Origin of the sequence: Phocaeicola acetigenes (assembly GCF_027529745.1) — a bacterium.
Taxonomy (GTDB): domain Bacteria; phylum Bacteroidota; class Bacteroidia; order Bacteroidales; family Bacteroidaceae; genus Phocaeicola; species Phocaeicola acetigenes.
Map to the genome: position 1 here is coordinate 85356 of NZ_JAPZVM010000010.1, position 20549 is coordinate 105904.

Below are 20549 nucleotides of genomic sequence, written 5' to 3' on the forward strand. Positions count from 1 at the left end.
AGAATATGGTTATTGTTTTATATAATAAGAAGAATCCATCCTATTGTTAAAAAGAAAATTAAACAGAGATAAAAGGCTTTTTAAGTTTGTTTAGTCTATTATTTTTAATTTACTTTGCAAAAATAAAATACAATATAAAAAAGGTAAAATGACCTTAGAATAAAACTTATGAAAACTTAAATTGACTCTATACCTTATATCTATTTCTTCATTAAAAGAAATTATATTTTAGAAATATAATCATTAATATCAACATTCAAATTAACCTTATCTTATGAAACGAAGTAAGTATTCGCAATTACTATTGTTTTTGCTAATGGTTCCGGGAGGCATGTCATTTGCTTCTTCTCATGGAGCATCGGAATCAAATGGTTTTTCCATGCTTCAGCAGTCTGTAACAACAAAAGGAACTGTTGTAGATGCTAAAGGGGAACCTTTAATCGGTGTAAGTATTTTGGAAAAAGGTACTACCAACGGTACAATTACAGATTTTGATGGAAACTTTACTTTGCAGACTGCAAAGGGAGCTACATTGGAAATCTCTTATATCGGTTATAAAACTTTAAGTTTACCGGTCAAAGCTGATTTTGGTAAAATTACAATGACAGAAGATACCGAGGTTTTGGACGAAGTAGTAGTTACAGCTTTGGGTATCAAGCGTTCACAAAAAGCATTGAGTTATAATGTGCAGGAAGTGAAAGGTGATGCTGTAACAGCTGTAAAAGATGCTAACTTTATGAACTCCTTGGCTGGTAAGGTAGCCGGTGTGCAGATTAGTAGTGGTGCAACTGGTGCCGGTGGTGCAACTCGTGTCGTAATGCGTGGTATGAAATCTTTGACTAAAGACAACAATGCCTTGTATGTAATCGATGGTGTACCTATGTTTAATACTGGTAGTAGTGGTGGTGAAGGACAGTTTGGTGAAATGGGTGGTTCTGATGCAGTAGCCGACTTGAACCCGGATGATATCGCAAGTATCAGTATGATGACCGGTCCTTCTGCAGCTGCATTGTATGGATCTGCTGCTGCCAATGGTGTTGTTTTGGTAACAACAAAGAAAGGACAGACAGAACGTACTTCAGTTACAGTTTCAAACAGTACAACTTTCTCTAAGGCATATATCATGCCAGAAATGCAGAACCGTTATGGTACAAGTACCGGTTTGTTCAGCTGGGGAGGTTTGACTGATAGAAGATACGATCCATCTGACTTCTTCAATACAGGAACAAATATTATTAACTCTATAGCTTTGTCTACTGGTAATGCAAAGAATCAGACTTACTTGTCAGCTTCTACTACCAACTCAGACGGTATTTTGCCAAATAACAGCTATAACCGTTATAACTTTACAGCTCGTAATACAACAAATTTCTTAAATGATAAATTGACTTTGGATTTGGGAGCACAGTATATTGTGCAGAATAATACCAACATGGTGTCTCAAGGTCAATATTACAACCCACTTCCTGCATTGTATTTGTTCCCTCGTGGTGATAACTTTGATGAAATTCGTTTGTACGAACGTTATAACACCAACTATGGCTATATGGAACAGTATTGGCCTTATGGTGATGGAGGTATGTCTTTGCAGAACCCTTACTGGATTCAGAATCGTATCCGTCGTACTTCAGAAAAGAAACGTTATATGTTGAATGCTTCTTTGAAATGGAAGGTAACAGACTGGTTTAATATTACAGGACGTGTAAACTTGGATAACTCTGACTATCGTAACAGAGAAGAAAAATCTGCATCTACATTGACTACATTCTGTGGAGTAAGTGGAGGTTTGAAAGATGCAATGCGTCAGGAACGTTCTTTATATGCAGACGTATTAGGTACAATTGACAAAACATTTGGAGATTTCCGTTTGAATGCAAACTTTGGTGGATCTATCTATCATACTTCAATGAATGAACTTTCTATTGCAGGTGATTTGATTATCCCTAACTTCTTCCAGATGAATAATATCAATTTCTCTTCTAACTACAAACCAGAACCAAGTGGTTATACAGATGAAATTCAGAGTATCTTTGCAAGTGCTGAATTAAGTTGGAAGAATCAATTGTATTTGACATTGACAGGACGTAATGACTGGGATTCTAAATTGGCTTTCTCTAACCAGTCTTCATTCTTCTATCCTTCAGTTGGTTTGTCTGCTGTGTTATCTGAAATGATGAGCCTTCCTGAATGGTTGACTTATGCAAAAGTTCGTGGATCATATACTGTTGTAGCTTCTTCATTCGACCGTTTCTTGACAAATCCGGGTTATGAATACAATGGACAGACTCATAACTGGGAAAATCCGACTGTATTCCCTATGGATAATATGAAACCGGAAAAAACTAAATCATGGGAAGTTGGTTTGAACTTGAAGTTCTGGGAAAACCGTTTCAGCTTAGATGCAACTTATTATCGTTCTAATACCTTGAATCAGACATTTAAGGTAGATATTCCTTCTTCATCTGGTTATAATAAAGCAATTGTACAGGCTGGTAATGTACAGAACCAAGGTTTGGAATTGGCTTTAGGATTCCATGATGAATGGGCTGGATTTGGATGGTCTTCTAATGCAACGTTTACTTTGAACCGTAATAAAGTAAAACGTTTGGCAAGCGGTAGTATCAACCCTGTTACTGGTGAAGAAATTCAGATGGATGAAATGTACGTTGGATGGTTAGGTAAGGAAAACGTTGCTCCTCGTGTTATTTTGACAGAAGGAGGCTCTATGACTGATATCTACGTATATAACCAGTTGACCAGAGACAATAATGGTAATATCGAAGTTGATCAAAACGGTAATATCAGCATGACTACTTCTTCTACTCCGACAAAAGTAGGTGATTTGGATGCTGATTTCAACTTGGGATGGACTAACCACTTTACTTATAAAGGAATTGACTTGGGTGTTGTATTGACAGCTCGTGTAGGAGGTCTTGCTTATTCTGCTACTCAAGGTATTTTGGATTATTATGGTGTATCTGAATCTTCAGCTATTGCTCGTGACAATGGTGGTGTACCTGTTAATAATGGTACAGTAGAAGCTCAGAAATATTATCAGACTATCGGTACCGGTGAAGGTGGTTATGGACGATACTATTTGTACAGTGCTACAAACGTTCGTTTGCAAGAGTTGAGTTTGAACTATACTCTTCCTAAAAAATGGTTTAAGAATGTAGCCAATGTAACTTTAGGTGTAGTAGGACGTAACTTATGGATGATTTACTGTAAAGCTCCATTCGATCCGGAATTGTCTGCATCTACTTCAAGTAACTACTATATGAACGTAGACTATTTTATGCAGCCAAGCTTGCGTAATGTTGGTTTTAACGTAAAAGTTCAATTCTAATAAGGGAGACTAATGTCATGAAACAATATATAAGAAATATTACAGCTGGTGCTGCTTTATTACTGATGGTAGGAAGCTGTACTGATAAATTTGAAGAATATAATACGAATCAGTATCAGATCCACGAAGCTGATCCTGCAACTTTGATGAAGTCAATGATTGAAACCATTGTAAACATTCAGCAGAATGACTCTCAGATGCAAGACCAGATGGTTGGACAATTCGGAGGATATTTGTGTCCTTCTAATACTTGGAGTGGTACTAACTTTGGTACATTCAATATGAGTGATGCATGGAATGCCAATCCTTGGAATACTAATTTTGAAAAAATATATGGTAACTTTTTCCAGATTCAGGAAGCAACCAATTCTGTAGGTCACTACTATGCATTTGCTCGTATGATCCGCGCTATAACCATGTTGCGTGTAGCAGACTGTTATGGTCCGATGCCTTATAGTCAGGTAAAGAAAGGAAACTTCTATGTAAGTTATGATACTCAAGAACAAGTATATAAAAATATCTTGGATGACTTGGCTAATGCAGCTGATGTTCTTTATGATTTTAATACAGAAACTAATGGCTATGCTCCGTTAGGTGCAAACGACCCTGTATTCAGTGGTAACTATGCAAAATGGGCTAAATTGGCCAACTCTATGCGTCTGCGTGTAGCTATGCGTATTAGTAATTTCTTGCCTGATGTGGCTAAGGCTGCTGCAGAAGCTGCTGTTTCACACAGAGCAGGATTGATTGAAACAAATGCTGATAATGCAATTATGAGTTGTGGTACACAGAATAACCCTTATCAGATTGCTGCAGTAAGCTGGGGTGATTTGCGTGTAAATGCAAATATTGTAGATTACATGAATGCTTATGAAGATCCTCGTAGAGAAAAGTATTTCAATAAATCTACAATTTCAGGAATGACAGACCAGTATGTAGGAATGCGTACAGGAGATCAGGATGTAATCAAGGCAAATGCTGGAGGTTTTTCATCTCCTAATGTAACAGCTAATGACCCTATGTTGGTATTCTGTGCTGCAGAAACTGCTTTCTTGCGTGCTGAAGGTAAACTTCGTGGTTGGAATGTAGGTGATAAAGAAGCAAAGGCATATTACGAAGAAGGCATTAATCTTTCAATGAGTCAATATAATGTATCTGGAGACGAATATATGAAAATTGATGCAGCACCAATGGTTTCTCATGCTAGTGATAATGTACAAAAAGCTCCTGCATCTATTTCAAACACAGTATCTGTAAAATGGGATGATGCAGATAATACACTTACAGGAAAGAACTTCCAGCGTATTATTACTCAGAAATGGATTGCTAATTATCCATTGGGTATGGAATCATGGGCAGAATATCGTCGTACCGGATATCCTGAAATGTATCCTTGTATTGATAATCTTTCTAATAACGTAGTAAGTACTGCTCGTGGTATGCGTCGTTTGGCTTTCCCATATACAGAAAAGCAAAATAATAAAGCAAACTGCGATCAAGGTGCTACTGATTTAGGTGGAGCTGATACACCAGCTACTGATTTGAAGTGGGCTAACAAGAACTAATAACGTTAAATGAAAATTTATGAAAAAGATATCTTTATTATATACCTTATGTTTGTCATTATTGACTTCTTTTTTTGTAAGTTGTAGTGATTGGACAGAAATGGAAGCAGAATCATTTCCAGAAGAAATGACTTCTGACGAATATTATGCAGCATTGCGTGCATATAAACAGACTGATCATCAAATTGCCTTTGGATGGTTTGGTAACTGGACTGGAGAAGGAGCTTTTATGAAGAGTTCATTGGCTGGTATTCCAGACAGTGTAGATATTGTTTCTATTTGGGGAAACTGGTCTAATCTTACTGAAGCAAAAATTAAAGATTTACGTTTTTGCCAGGAAGTAAAAGGTACTCGTTTTACAATGTGTTTTATCATTACTTCTGTAGGTACTCAAATCACTCCTCAAAGTGTATATGATACTTGGGAAGAAGAAGGATATGCTTCTGAGCAAGAAGCCGTAAATGCTTTTTGGGGATGGCCAAAGGATGAAAGTGATAGAGAAGCAGTAGAAGCTTCTATTCGTAAATATGCTTCTGCCATAGTAGATACAATCAGTAAGTATGGATACGATGGATTTGATATCGACTATGAACCTAACTATGGAAATAGAGGTAATATTGTAAATGACGACGACAATATGTTCATATTTGTAGATGAATTAGGTAAACATTTAGGACCTAAATCAGGTACAGGTAAATTGTTACTAATTGATGGAGAGCCTCAAAGTATTAAGACAAGACCTGAAATTGGACATTATTTTGATTATTTCGTTATACAATCGTATAATAATGGTACTGGAGGTGGAAGTGATTCAAATTTGGATGCTCGCTTAATTACTGGTGGAATTGCAGGAAATGGATTGGTTCAAACTTTTGGTGAAGAACTTGGTGAAGAAAGAGTAACCAATATGACTGTAATGACTGAAAACTTTGAAGCAGTAGATGCTGCTATGAATGGAGGATATAATTATACAGACCGTTGGGGAAATAAGATGATGTCATTAGAAGGTATGGCACGTTGGCAACCTAAAAATGGTTTCCGTAAAGGAGGTGTAGGTACTTACCATATGGAAGCAGAATATGGAACTAGTCCTGAATATAAAAATCTGCGTAATGCCATTCAGATTATGAACCCTTCTTCACATTCATTAATTAAATATTGATTAGATTATGAAACTTAATTATATAAAAACATTACTATTCTCGGCTGTTGTAGCTGGTGTGGGAATATTTGCAGCATGTGATGATGCAGAATATTCAGTTCTTGATACTCATGCTTATATTGATGAAGCACTTGGAGGAACAAGTTCTAAAGTAACGGTTCAGGCTACAGGTGAAACTACTACTACCATTAATATTCATATGAGTAATGCTGCTTCTGTAGACAGTCATTATAAACTTGTAGTAGATCCTTCTGTATTGGAAGAATACAATAAAATGAATGGTACAAGTTATATCACAATACCTGAAGGTCAATATAAGTTACCTGATGATATTCTTATTAAATCTGGAGAATATAATGCAGAAGAAACAACAATTACATTAGAGGCATTTAGCGAAGAAATGGTAAACTCTGGTGAAGCTTATGCATTGCCTGTCAGATTGGTTTCAAAGGATGGTAATTATCCAGTAATGCCTAATACCGGAGCTTATATTATTTTAGCTGAAAATATTATTCAGTTCTCTGCTCCTCAGTTCTTTGGAGGTGCTAAATTGTCTTCACCGGAATATGCTTCAGATCCGAAGAGTTATGCTCAATATACTGTAGAAGCACGTTTCCAGATTAGTGATACTAATAACCGTAACCGTGCCGTATTTACGACAAGTGATGGAGAAGCTAATGGAGGAAGTTTGTTATTGCGTTTTGAAGACCCTCAATCTGATAATTCCGAACATAAAGCTCATTCATTGGTTCAGATTCAGTTGAATGGTTCATATGTAAATCCTACTAATCATTTTGAAACAAATAAATGGCAGCACATTGCTGTTACTTTCGATGGTACTACTTATCGTATTTATGTAAATGGTATTGATAGTGGTAAATTGGAAGGTGGAAAGCCTTGTTTGAAATTCAAAGGTATTGGTTGGTTTACTGATGGAGATGGAAATCAGTCGGGTTGGTGGAATGGCTGTAAGATCTTAGTAAGCCAGATACGTATTTGGTCAGTAGCTCGTAATGCGGCTCAGATTCAGAACAGCATGACACAGGTAAGTCCGAAGTCTACTGGATTGGAGGCATACTGGCGTATGGATAAAGGTACTACAGAGACAAGAAGTGATGGTACTTATACAGTATTTAAAGATGTAACCGAACATGGTTATACCTTGGAAACTAAACAAAATGTAACTTGGGTAGATGGAATATTGTCTACTGATACAGCAACTTCTTGGAGATAAATGTTTTAATAATATTTCACCTCTCTCTTTAGTAGAGAGGTGAATGAAAAAAGAATTATTTTATGAAAAAGTTTTTTCATTATATATTAATGGCTGCCTTTATAGGTGGAACCATTCCTTTCTCATCATGTAATGATGATGATGAAAATCAGCTGAATGAATGGAATATGAGCTATGTTTCATTATTGCCAGCAGATTATTTACGTCCAATTCCATCTTTTACATTGAAGCATATCATAGATAAAGGTATTGAAGGAAGTGTAGAATTTCAAGTGATGGCTACTTTGCAGAAGCCAGCAAGTCAGGATGTTTCGGTAAATATTGATGCAACTTGCGATGGCATAGCAGCAGATAAGATTGTTAAATCAAGCGATGCTGCCATTATTAAAGCAGGAGATTTAAAATCAGAACCTGTTACAATTAGTATTACTGATTGGTCTGATATAGAAAGTGTAGAAGAGGCTGCAGAATATACTTTAAATATTAAAGTAAAAGATATTGTAACTGGAGCTGTAGAAGTTGCCAATTCTGAATTTAATCAATCTGTTGCGGTTAAAATAGTGAAAGAACAGGCAAAGATGGAAGAATTCTTATTCTTTAATCAAGTACCGGAAAATAGTACTTTATACACTAATGCTACAGATTGGGACTTTTCTTTTATGGATGGAGTTGAAAATGCTGGAGCCAATAGTGTGGCTGGTACAGGTGGAAATGATGTTGCTACTAACGGAGTTCCATTTTGGGTAAGTGTTGATTTTAAAGAAGTGAAAAAATTGACAGGTATAAAAACTTCTCACTGGGGACCAGGATTTGCACCTTCTAAAGTAGAAATTCTTACATCTGATAACGGTAGTACTTGGAAATCTTGGGGAGAGGTACAAACTTCAGGATCTTATCAGACTATAGCATTTAAAAATGTAATAGAAGCTCGTTACTTAAAATATCAGATGGTAACTGTACCTAGTCGTGTAGAAATAACAAAACTTCATGTTTATATGTCTAATAACTGATTGTATTTTTGTGATATAATATAAATAAAGAGAGCAGCCTATAATAATGTAGGTTGCTCTTTTTTTATTGAAATTACAACTAAAGTGCAGTAAGCATTTGTTTGAATACATACTGATATTCCGAAAAAAGTAGTACATTTGTTTCCTTAAAAGCAATGGGGTTAAAAAATAATTTGTTAACTAATCAATCATTTTTCAAATGAAAAAGCAGTACATTTTAGGACTGTTCCTTCTTTGTGGAGGACTCTTTTCCTGTTCGTCAGGAGTAAAAAATCAGGCTAATTTTGATGTCATTCCTTTACCACAAGAAGTACAAGCAACTTCTGAGGGTGACTTTGTGTTGAATAATCATACAGTCATTGCTTATCCGAAAGGAAATGAAGTAATGAAGCGTAATGCAGAATTTCTGGCTGAGTATATAAAAGAACAGACAGGTAAGACTATCCAGCTTACAGAAGAAACTCCTTCATCAGATGCTATTGTCTTGGCTCTTGGATTAGATGATGCGAATGAAGAAGCATATCGTTTGGAGGTTTCCAAACAGCAGATTACCATTACCGGAGCAACAGAAGCAGGTGTGTTTTATGGTATTCAGACATTGCGCAAAGCCATGCCTGTAGCAGAAGGTGATGTAAATTTCCCTTCTACTGTAGTAAACGATTATCCACGTTTTGCTTATCGTGGAGCACATCTTGATGTTTCACGACACTTCTTTTCTACCGATTCTATCAAACGCTTTATCGATATGCTGGCGTTGCATAACATTAACCGTTTCCATTGGCATCTTACAGACGATCAGGGATGGCGTATCGAAATAAAGAAGCACCCTAAACTGACAGAAATAGGTTCAGTACGTGAAGGTACCATTCAAGGACGTAATTCCGGAGAATGCGACAGTAAACCATATGGAGGTTTCTATACACAGGAAGAAGCAAAAGACATTGTAAAATATGCACAGGAACGTCATATTACTGTTATTCCTGAAATTGATCTTCCGGGACATATGTTGGCAGCTATAACCGTTTATCCGGAATTAGGCTGTACAGGAGGTCCATATAAAGTTTGGACAAGATGGGGAATTTCCGATGATGTGCTTTGTGCCGGAAATGATAAAACATTAGATTTTATTGATGACGTGTTGGAAGAAGTAGTAGAAATATTCCCTTCTGAATACATTCATGTAGGAGGAGATGAATGTCCGAAAGTACGTTGGAAATCTTGTCCAAAATGTCAGGCACGTATCAAGCAATTAGGACTGAAAGCCGATAATAAACATACAGCAGAAGAGAAACTGCAAAGCTTCATTATTCATCATGCCGAAAAATTCCTGAACGGTAAAGGCCGTCAGATGATTGGATGGGACGAAACTCTGGAAGGAGGACTGGCTCCCAATGCTACAGTGATGTCATGGCGTGGAATAGAAGGAGGTATAGAAGCTGCCAAACAGAATCATGATGCGATTATGACTCCTACTGCTTTTATGTATTTCGATTATTATCAGACAATTGATACGACAAACGAACCGCTTGCTATCGGTGGATACGTTCCGGTAGAAAAGGTGTACAGTTTTGAGCCGGTTCACGAAAGTCTGACACCGGAAGAAGCTAAACATATTATCGGAGTGCAGGCTAATTTATGGACAGAATATATTCCTACTTTCCGTCAGGTAGAATATATGGAACTTCCTCGTATGGCAGCACTTGCTGAAGTACAGTGGACAATACCCGAAAAGAAAAATTACGATGCATTCCTGCAGCGTTTAGTTAGACTGATTCCTATCTATGATAAGGAAGCATACAATTATGCAAAACATGTTTTCAATGTAAAGGCAGAATATTTACCTGATACAAAGAATAATGTATTGAATGTGGTATTGTCTACTATTGATGCTGCACCAGTTTATTATACACTCGATGGAACAGAACCGACTGCTTCATCTGCACAGTATACAGATACATTAAAAATCAGTCAAAGTTGTGTATTGAAGGCAGTTGTGGTTCGTCCTGCCGGTGTTAGTTCTGTATTGAAAGAAAATATTACACTTAATAAGGCCAGTATGAAGCCTGTTACCATGCTGCAGCCTATTAATGAAAAATATAAATTTGGAGGTGAAAATACGCTGATTGATGGTCTTGAAGGTACAAGAAACTATCGTACAGGCCGTTGGATTGCATTCTATAAAAATGATATGGAAGCAGTAGTCGATCTGCAGAAAGAGACTTCAATCAGCAAAGCATGGATACGTGCCTATGTGGAAATGGGTGAAGAAATATTGGATTTACGTAAGTTTGCAGTAGCAGTTTCTACAGACGGTAAGACTTATAAGGAAATAAAGTCTGAAGCTTATCCTGCTGCCAAGAAAGAAGACAAGAATGGTATTTTTACCCATGAATTGACATTCGATCCTGTAAATGTGCGTTATGTTAAGTTTATTGCACAACCTGAATATAGTATTCCGGCATGGCACGGTGGAAAAGGTCGTCCGGCATTTATTTTTGTCGATGAAATAGGTCTTGAATAAGTTTTGTGAGTTTGTGAGTTTTTCAGTTTGTAAGTTTGCCGATGCAGTAAATCTACAAACTTATAAGCTCACAAACTTAAAAACTAAAATGAATATTTAAGTTTGCTGATACATACACCTATAAGCTAAAAAATTCACAAACTTAAAAACTTAATAACCAAATACTCATGAAAACAGACATCTTTAAACTTTTATTGCTTTCGGGGGCTATATCTATGGGAGCCTCTGCTTCTGCTCAGGTAGATTTGGTAAAGGAAGGGAAAAGCAAATCAAAAATTGTATTAGCCGAACGTACTGAAGTGAACCGTACGGCAGCTACTATCTTGCAGGACTTCGTGCAGAAAATCAGCGGTTGCAAACTGGATATTAAAGAGAAGGGCAAAGCCGGACAAGGCGATATTCTGATAGGCAGTTCCACTTCCTCTTTTTTGCAGGAAGACGGTTATCAGCTTTCTACTACCGGTGGTAAACTGGTGATTACAGGAAAAGACAACGGACCTGTATATGGTGTGGTATCTCTTCTGGAAGATTATCTGGGTGTGGATTACTGGGGCAATGGGGAATACAATCTGGAAAAGCGTACAACTATTTCCCTTCCTTCCATCGAGAAAACTGACAATCCTGCTTTCCGTTACCGTCAGACACAGAATTATGTAATGGCTACCGATTCTTTATACAAATGGTGGTATCGTCTGGAGCAGCCTGATGAAGTCTTTGCAGCCAATTATTGGGTACATACCTTCAACCGTCTTCTCCCTGTAGAAGAATACGGAGAGAAACATCCTGAGTATTATGCCTATTTCGATGGGAAGCGTCATCCGGGAGCACAATGGTGTCTTACCAATCCGGAGGTATTCGAAATCGTATCCCAGCGTATTGATTCTATCTTTAAGGCCAATCCGGAACAGAAAATCATCAGTGTAAGCCAGAACGACGGTAACAATACCAACTGTACCTGTCCGGAATGTAAGAAGCTTGACGATGCAGCGGGTTCTCCTTCGGGAAGTTTGATTTATTTTATGAACAAGCTTGCCAAACGTTTCCCAGATAAGGAAATTTCTACATTGGCTTATCTTTATACGATGAATCCTCCCAAGAATGTCAAGCCTGAGCCAAATGTGGTTGTGATGCTTTGCGACATCGACTGCGACCGTGAAGTCTCTCTGACAGAAAATGCCAGCGGTCAGTATTTTATGAAGGCTTTGAAGGGATGGTCAGATATTACAGACAATATTTTCCTTTGGGATTACGGAATCAACTTCGATTGTCAGATGTCTCCTTTCCCTAATTTCTATATTATGCAGGATAATATGCGTCTTTTCCGCGACCATCATGTAAAAATGCATTTTTCACAGATTAACAGCAGTTACGGAACTGATTTTGCAGAACTTCGTTCCTACATTGCTTCCAAACTGATGTGGAATCCGGATAGAGAGGTAGACCAACTTATCAGACATTTCCTGAAATCTTATTATGGAGCGGCTTCCGATTATCTGTATCAGTATATCCAGTTAATTCAGGGTGCTTTGTGGGGAAGTGGTCATCGTCTGTGGATTTACGACTCTCCGGTATCTCATAAAGAAGGTATGCTGAATCCTGTTCTGATGAAACGTTATAAAGTTCTTTTCGATAAGGCTGAAGCAGCGGTAGCCGATGATCCTGTAGCTTTGGACCGTGTTCGCCGTACCCGTCTTCCCTTGCTTTATTCAGAACTGGAACTTCTTCGTGCACAGCAGGAAAAAGATTTTGATGAAGTGGCTCAGAAGCTGAATTATTTTGAATCGGAAGCCAAATACTTTAACGATCCGGTTATCAATGAACGTAATAACCATGCATTGGATTATTGCAAACTTTACCGTGAACGCTATATGCCAAGTACTGAAAAGAATTTGGCTTTGGGTGCTACTGTTACTTATCTGGTAAATCCGGAAAACAAGTATGTAGAACTTGGCAAAACAGCCTTGACAGACGGTCTGTTTGGTGGTGCTTCCTTTATGGAAAGCTGGGTAGGCTGGGAAGGCAAGGATGCAGCTTTTGTGGTAGATTTGGGCGAAACCAAGGAAGTAAGAAGCATCGATACCGACTTCCTGCATCAGATCGGTCAATGGATTCTATTCCCTCTGAAGGTGGTTTACAGCTATTCGGAAGACGGAAAGACCTATCATCCTTGGGAGACTATTGAAATGCCCGAAGAACGTGCCGGTATGGTAATGTACAGAGGTGTGAAAGCCGAATCTCAGACACCTTTGAAAGCACGTTATCTGAAAGTTGAAGTAACAGGTACCAAAGTCTGTCCTACCTGGCATTATGGAGTAGGTAATCCTTCCTGGTTCTTTATTGATGAAATAACCGTAAGATAATTTTCTCTATAAATACAAAAGACATTGTTATTTGCTTGAGCTAAAAAAGAGTAAGTAACAATGTCTTTTATTTTATATGGCCTTTCTGTAAATTTGTTTTGATTCTTTCTTATTTAATGCAAATTCGATATAAAATCTTTATAAAAATCATTTGCCATATAATAAATCTCTGTAATTTTACCGACCGAGGATATATTGATGAAATAAGTTTGTGAGTTTTTTAGTTTGTGAGTTTGCTAATGTAGTACCCCATAAACTTATAAACTAAAAAACTTAAGAACTAAAATGTGTTTTTCAGTTTGCTGATGCAGTAAATCTACAAACTTATAAACTCACAAACTTAAAAACTTAATAACTAAATACTTATGAAAACAGACATCTTTAAACTTTTATTGCTTTCGGGGGCCATTTCTATGGGAGCCTCTGCTTCCGCTCAGGTAGATTTGGTAAAAGAGGGGAAAAGCAAATCAAAAATCGTATTGGCCGAACGTACTGAAGTGAACCGTACGGCAGCCACTATCTTACAGGACTTCGTTCAGAAAATCAGCGGTTGCAAACTGGATATCAAAGAGAAGGGCAAAGCCGGACAAGGTGATATTCTGATAGGCAGTTCCACTTCTTCTTCTTTGCAGGAAGACGGGTATCAGCTTTCTACTATCGGTGGTAAACTGGTGATTACAGGAAAAGACAACGGACCTGTCTATGGTGTGGTATCTCTTCTGGAAGATTATCTGGGTGTAGATTACTGGGGCAATGGGGAATACAATCTGGAAAAGCGTACAACTATTTCCCTTCCTTCCATCGAGAAGACCGATAATCCAGCTTTCCGTTATCGCCAGACACAGAATTATGCGTTAGCTACCGATTCTTTATATAAATGGTGGTATCGTCTGGAAGAACCTGGTGAAGTCTTTGCAGCCAATTATTGGGTACATACCTTCAACCGCCTTCTTCCGGTAGAGGAATACGGCAAGAAACATCCTGAGTATTATGCCTATTTCGATGGGAAGCGTCATCCGGGAGCACAATGGTGTCTTACCAATCCTGAAGTATTCGAAATCGTGTCTCAGCGAATCGATTCTATCTTCAAGGCCAATCCTGATCAGAAAATCATCAGTGTAAGCCAGAACGACGGTAACAATACGAACTGTACCTGTCCGGAATGTAAGAAGCTTGACGATGCAGCGGGTTCTCCTTCGGGAAGTTTGATTTATTTTATGAATAAGCTTGCCAAGCGTTTCCCAGATAAGGAAATTTCTACATTGGCTTATCTTTATACGATGAATCCTCCCAAGAATGTCAAGCCTGAGCCAAATGTGGTTGTGATGCTTTGCGACATCGACTGCGACCGTGAAGTCTCTCTGACAGAAAATGCCAGCGGACAGTATTTCATGAAGGCATTGAAGGGGTGGTCGGATATTACAGACAATATTTTCCTTTGGGATTACGGAATCAACTTCGACTGTTATTTGTCTCCTTTCCCTAATCTCTATATTATGCAGGATAACATCCGTACATTCCGCGACCATCATGTAAAAATGCATTTCTCACAAGTAGCCAGCAGTTATGGAGGTGATTTTGCAGAACTTCGTTCTTACCTTGCTTCCAAACTGATGTGGAATCCGGATGTAGATGTAGACCGTGTGATTAAGCATTTCCTGAAGTCTTATTATGGGGCAGCTTCCGATTATCTGTATCAGTATATCCAGTTAATTCAGGGTGCTTTGTGGGGAAGTGGTCATCGTCTGTGGATTTACGACTCTCCGGTATCTCATAAAGAAGGTATGCTGAATCCTGTTCTGATGAAACGTTATAAAGTTCTTTTCGATAAGGCCGAAGCAGCAGTAGCCGATGATCCTGTAGCTTTGGACCGTGTTCGCCGTACCCGTCTTCCCTTGCTTTATTCAGAACTGGAACTTCTTCGTGCACAGCAGGAAAAAGATTTTGATGAAGTGGCTCAGAAACTGAATTATTTTGAGGAACAAGCTAAGCATTTTAATAATCCGGCTATTAATGAACGTAATAACCGTGCATTGGATTACTGCAAACTTTACCGTGAACGCTATATGCCAAGCACTGAAAAGAATTTGGCTTTGGGTGCCACTGTCACTTATCTGGTAAATCCGGAAAGCAAGTATGTAGAAATCGGTAAAACAGCCTTGACCGACGGTCTGTTTGGCGGTGCTTCCTTTATGGAAAGCTGGGTAGGCTGGGAAGGCAAGGATGCTGCTTTTGTGGTAGACTTGGGTGAGACCAAGGAGGTAAGAAGCATCGATACCGACTTCCTGCATCAGATCGGTCAATGGATTCTTTTCCCTCTGAAGGTGGTATACAGCTATTCGGAAGACGGAAAGACTTATCATCATTGGAAAACCATTGAAATGCCCGAAGAGCGTGCCGGTATGGTGATGTACAGAGGCGTGAAAGCCGAATCTCAGACACCTTTGAAAGCGCGTTATCTGAAAGTTGAAGTAACAGGTACCAAAGTCTGTCCTACCTGGCATTATGGAGTAGGCAATCCTTCCTGGTTCTTTATTGATGAAATAACCGTAAGATAACTCCCTATAAAATACAATAAGGTAGACATTGCCGCTTACTCTTATAAAGGAAGAGCAAGTGGCAATGTTTTTTTGTTTTTTGTAATGTTTTCTGTAAATTTGTTCCCATTCATTTTATTTATAATTGAATACTGTGTTGAACCTTAAGCACAATGAACGAACTGTCAAAAGAAGAAAAAGAAAAGTTTGAAGCACTTTTTCGTACAATGTATCCTAAAGTAAAAGCCTTTGCTGCAAAGATTTTACAGTCGGAAGACGATGCGGAGGACATCGCCGAGGATATTTTTGTGAAACTTTTGAATGATTTTCAGGCTTGGGAAAATCCGGAAACCCGGAACAGTTTTATTTATACTTTAACTCGCAATCATATATTCAATTTTTTAAAGCATAAAGCCATTGAACAGAAATTTCAGGCAGAGAAAGAGATCAACCTGTCCGATTATTATGAAGAGAGCGAAATACATAATAGTCTTTATGCAAAAGAACTGAAACTTCTGGTCGAGCTGACTATTAAAAACATGCCCGAACAGCGTAGAAAGATATTTGTGATGAGCCGTTTCCAGAAAAAAACACATGCAGAAATAGCAGAAGAACTCGATTTATCTGTCCGTACCGTGGAGCGCCATGTGTATCTGGCTCTGAAGGAATTGAAAAAAGTAATATCAATGTTTATGTTACTTTGTTCGTTATGATAAAGTAAAAGTCTGAATTAAAAAACAAATGATAGCAAAAAGAATTTTTATAAACGATTCTTTTTGCTATCATTTGTTTTTAAACGGTTTGAAAATTGAGTAATATCTCTGTATGAATTGTTTTTATATAAAGCATAATTATTTTTATATCATACATAGAAAACTATGAAAAAAAGATTTTTGACATTATTGGCAGTTGTAGCTTTGCCATGGGTGATGTTTGCCCAAAACATCGTAGACGTATTTCTGATAGGAGGACAATCTAATGCCACAGGACAAGGTATAGTAAAAAATATTCCTTCTTCCTTTCATACAGACGAAAGGGTACATTTCTATTATTCAAAATTTCTGAATCAAGGAGAAGGAGGCGGACAATGGACTGCTTTATGTTCGGCTTCTGATACAAAAGAAAAATTTGGAGTAGAACTCAGTATGGGTACTGCATTGAAAAAATATTTTCCCAATAGGGAGATTGCATTGATTAAACATGCATTATCCGGTTCTAATCTGTACAGTCAGTGGAATCCGGGAAATAGAAATGGAGAAAAAAAAGGATTGGAATATGAAAAGTTTATAAATACCGTACAGAAAGCTTTGGGTGAATTAAGAGAACAAGGTTATCATCCCGTTATCAGAGCCATGGTATGGCAACAAGGTGAAGCAGATGCAAGAGAACTTGCAGGATTAGATAATTCCAGAATGTATGGAAATAATCTTCGGAACTTCATTTTACAGATACGTAAAGAATTGGAAGCTCCCGATATGTTATTTATATATGGAGAAGTTATTCCTATGCCGGCCATTCGCTTTCCGGGAAGAGAATTGGTAAGACAGGCACAGATAGAGGTTTCTGAAGGAGCCTGCTCTCCTCTTTCTGTAAAAAATGCAATCCTTGTAGAGGGAGATGACTTGCAGATGAAACGCACCGATTATCAGACTCCCGTACCGCAGGATGATGTGCATTTAGGAACATTTGGACTTCTTACTCTTGGAGAACGTTTTGCAAAAGCTATTTACGATAATTCGAAGTGTTGGAAATAAATGATTTATATTTCATTCTACAAAGAAATGATGTGATTTGTTCATCGTCCCACTATAATGGTACGACCGTCTCATTGGAGTGGGACGGTCGTACCATTATAAAGAGACGGGTGTCTCACTGCAAGGAGACACCTTATGTTTCTGTTGTTTTTCCTTTCTTTTATACTGAATATCCGTAGGCTTGTTCTATTTCTTTTTACTGATATCTTCCCATTGCTGATTCATTCTTTCTACAGAGCGGGTTCCATATTCATTTCCTTCGAACGATTGTTGGAAAGATTTCATCTGTTTCCAGAGGTAATCCGAAAGTTTTTTCCTGATTTCCGGATAAGTGCGACTGACATCTGTTCTTTCGAAAGGATCTGATTTCAAGTTATACAGTTCGGTGGTACCCTGGTTGTAATAAAGTTTATATCCGCCGTCTACTACAGCTCCTTGTGTACCGGAACAGAACACCAATGGTTTTTGGCGTTGAATATCAGAATTATTCAAGAATGGTACAAACGATTCTCCATCCAGCTGGTAAGGTACCGAGGTGGAGATATTAGCCAGTTCCAGTATACTTGGAAGATAGTCGGATGTACTGCAAGGTTGCGTTATCTTTCCGGTTTTTTGTGTTCTTCCGTCTATCATGAAAGCCGGAACCCGTATGCCTCCTTCATAAAGCGAACGTTTCTTACCCTTAAAGTTCCCTGCTGTACCGGGAGTATTCAGTTCCGGACCATTGTCGCTACAAAAGAAGATAATGGTATTTTCGTATACTCCTTTTATTTTCAGATAGTGTACCAATCGTTCTATCTGGTCGTCCATGGCTGTGATACAACCGTAATAGTTTCTTTCCTTTAAAGGCAGATTCTGGTAGCGTGCGGCATATTCCGGACCAGCTACACAAGGTAGGTGAGGAGTATGAAACCAAATGGTAGCCAGAAAAGGTTTCTGTGCTCCGATGGCTTTGTCGATAAACGGTAATGTACGGTCTATAATAATCCGGCTGTCGTCTCCCCGGAGTCCTTCTGTTACTTTATTCCCTTCAATATCCCAATAATAAGTACCGTATGCTTTGGTTTTTTCGTATTCGGGCAGATAATCCCAAAAACGTCCGTCGCTTGACAAGGGAGCTCGCATAGGGTCGAAGGTCGGCACTTTCGATTCTGTCACAAAGGCATCGTCATATCCATGCTCTGCAGGCGGATTGAGTAAGTGCTTGTTTTCCGGTCTTCCCCTATTAGCATCTATTTCCTTACAGGTCAGTGTTCCCAGATGCCATTTCCCAAAGTGTCCGGTTGTATATCCTTTTTCTTTCAATATTTCCGGCAATGTCATTTCTTCCGGTCGGAGAATACCTACATTAGGGGCAAATACTCCCATACGGTATGCGTTTCTTCCGGTCAGTACACTGGCACGTGTGGGTGAAGACAAAGGAGCACCGGCATAAAAATGTTCGAAAACAACTCCTTCGGATGCAAGTCTGTCCATACACGGAGTTTGGATATTAGTATTTCCATTGAATCCTACATCTCCCCATCCCAGGTCGTCTGCCATAATTAAAACAATATTGGGAGAATTGTTTGTCTGTGCGTAGCCCCAGGAAGCAGCAAATAGAGGCAGCAGGCTACATAGTTTCAAAGTCTTTTCCATAATTAAAGTATAATTTATTTTTTAAGTTTTGCGAGTGGTTCATAATTGTCAATCACAGCTTTCAGTGCTTTGGCCACTTTCTTTTGCTCTTCCGACATTTGTGACTGAGGGATAGGATGTTTTTCATCGAAGTCTGCCTTTATATCATAAAACTCTCCTGTGCGATAAAGTTTGTATTGCTTGTTTCTTGCAAATACGGCAGCTTGAGTGTCGTATACTTTTCTGGGGGCATACCAGCAGTAAATCCATTCTCTGGCATGGGTTGTGTCTCCTTTTAGTTGAGGATAAAAGCTTTTTCCATCCAGTTCTTTGTCTGTGGAAAGAGGGATGTGAGCAGCTTCGCAAAGAGTTGGCAGGAAATCTGTAAAATCAATCAACTGGGTATTGACTGTATTTTTTAATCCTTCCGGTGCAGATACAATTAATGGGACATGGGTTCCGGAGTCCAATGTCTTTCCTTTTCCACCGGGGTAAGGTTTTCCGTTCAGCATTGTTACAATGGGTTTGTCTGTACCATTGTCTCCGGTAAATATAATAAGCGTGTTTTCTCTCAGGTTTAGTCGGTTTATTTCGTCTACAATGCGTCCTACCAGTTTATCTGTATATTTTACCATATCCGGAAAATGGACGGCATTTCCTTTGTATGTAGCAGAACGTTGTCGAGATTCGTTTTCAGAGTCCGGAGTGGCTACAAAGGGACAGTGTGTCAGCATCATCGGATAATAAACAAAAAAAGGTTTTTCTTTATTTTGCCGGATAAAATCGATGATATAGTTACACGCGATATCGGGTCCGAAATCTTTTCCTGAAAACTCGATACTTTCTCCATTGATATCCATTACCGGATATGTATAGCGTGTATCATTTCCTTGTGCGTCTACTGCCTTTTGGGTATGTTGCCACAAGCAAGCTTGATCAAAACCAAAATGATGTGGAGAATCTTTTTCTTTTCCCAACTGCCATTTTCCTGCGATACAGGTTGTATATCCTGCCTTTTTCAATAAGTTGGCAAATGTAGTTTCTTTGCGGTCTAATTCTCCGAAGGAGATGTAGTTACGAACATTATATTTTCCTGTCATCAGTTGTACTCTGCTTGGCGTACTAAGCGGGTTGGAGTGACAATTCTCAAACCTTATTCCTTCTTCTGCAAGTCTGTTGATGTTGGGTGTCTGATACTCTCCTCCATTAGCTCCGATACATTCATATCCGAAATCGTCTGCCATAATCAATACGATATTAGGACAGTGCTCTGTCTGTGCATGAATATTGGAACTTGAAAGGATAGGTAATAAAAAACTTAAATACACGGTCTTTTTCATGGTGTTAGAATATTATAAATAAACAATCGTTTTTTATAGATAAAACAACCGAAAGTTTGTTACTACTCATTTAGGAAAGAATAATACCATTGTAGAAAAATTT

12 protein-coding genes are annotated in these 20549 nt (G+C 38.4%); 10 read left to right on the forward strand and 2 right to left on the reverse strand.

All coding sequences use genetic code 11. From position 1 onward, the window contains the following. Positions 1–379: 379 nt before the first annotated feature. The 10 genes from O6P32_RS11230 to O6P32_RS11275 all read left to right on the forward strand — a co-directional run bounded on the left by O6P32_RS11230 (position 380) and on the right by O6P32_RS11275 (position 17489). Complete coding sequence (locus O6P32_RS11230) at positions 380–3346, forward strand: SusC/RagA family TonB-linked outer membrane protein (protein ID WP_178266345.1); 2967 nt, start codon at positions 380–382, stop codon at positions 3344–3346. Positions 3347–3363: 17 nt separating this feature from the next. After that, positions 3364–4911, forward strand: a complete 1548-nt coding sequence (locus O6P32_RS11235) for a SusD/RagB family nutrient-binding outer membrane lipoprotein (RefSeq protein ID WP_269878584.1) — start codon at positions 3364–3366, stop codon at positions 4909–4911. 19 nt (positions 4912–4930) lie between these two features. Beyond that, the gene (locus O6P32_RS11240; protein ID WP_269878585.1) at positions 4931–6073 is read left to right on the forward strand and encodes a glycoside hydrolase family 18; all 1143 of its coding nucleotides are present in this window, start codon (positions 4931–4933) and stop codon (positions 6071–6073) included. 4 nt (positions 6074–6077) lie between these two features. Further along, positions 6078–7307 (forward strand): DUF1735 and LamG domain-containing protein, encoded by a 1230-nt coding sequence (locus tag O6P32_RS11245; protein WP_269878623.1) that lies wholly within the window; start codon positions 6078–6080, stop codon positions 7305–7307. A 62-nt stretch (positions 7308–7369) separates the two neighbouring features. Beyond that, positions 7370–8317, forward strand: a complete 948-nt coding sequence (locus O6P32_RS11250) for a DUF4999 domain-containing protein (RefSeq protein WP_269878586.1) — start codon at positions 7370–7372, stop codon at positions 8315–8317. A 199-nt stretch (positions 8318–8516) separates the two neighbouring features. Beyond that, complete coding sequence (locus tag O6P32_RS11255; protein WP_269878587.1) at positions 8517–10838, forward strand: glycoside hydrolase family 20 protein; 2322 nt, start codon at positions 8517–8519, stop codon at positions 10836–10838. A gap of 167 nt (positions 10839–11005) precedes the next feature. After that, entirely contained in the window at positions 11006–13198 is a 2193-nt protein-coding gene (locus O6P32_RS11260) for a DUF4838 domain-containing protein (RefSeq protein ID WP_269878588.1), read from the forward strand. Between the two features lie 365 nt (positions 13199–13563). Beyond that, positions 13564–15756, forward strand: a complete 2193-nt coding sequence (locus O6P32_RS11265) for a DUF4838 domain-containing protein (protein ID WP_269878589.1) — start codon at positions 13564–13566, stop codon at positions 15754–15756. A gap of 152 nt (positions 15757–15908) precedes the next feature. Continuing rightward, positions 15909–16448, forward strand: a complete 540-nt coding sequence (locus tag O6P32_RS11270; protein ID WP_178266329.1) for an RNA polymerase sigma-70 factor — start codon at positions 15909–15911, stop codon at positions 16446–16448. A 165-nt stretch (positions 16449–16613) separates the two neighbouring features. Continuing rightward, on the forward strand, positions 16614–17489 hold the full coding sequence (locus O6P32_RS11275) for a sialate O-acetylesterase (RefSeq protein ID WP_269878591.1): 876 nt from the start codon (positions 16614–16616) through the stop codon (positions 17487–17489). 186 nt (positions 17490–17675) lie between these two features. Here the strand turns inward: O6P32_RS11275 and O6P32_RS11280 are convergent, their stop codons facing one another. Together O6P32_RS11280 and O6P32_RS11285 are read right to left on the reverse strand one after the other, a co-directional pair. Then, entirely contained in the window at positions 17676–19127 is a 1452-nt protein-coding gene (locus tag O6P32_RS11280) for a sulfatase family protein (RefSeq protein WP_269878593.1), read from the reverse strand. Between the two features lie 14 nt (positions 19128–19141). Then, positions 19142–20446 (reverse strand): sulfatase-like hydrolase/transferase, encoded by a 1305-nt coding sequence (locus O6P32_RS11285; protein ID WP_269878595.1) that lies wholly within the window; start codon positions 20444–20446, stop codon positions 19142–19144. Positions 20447–20549: the final 103 nt, after the last annotated feature.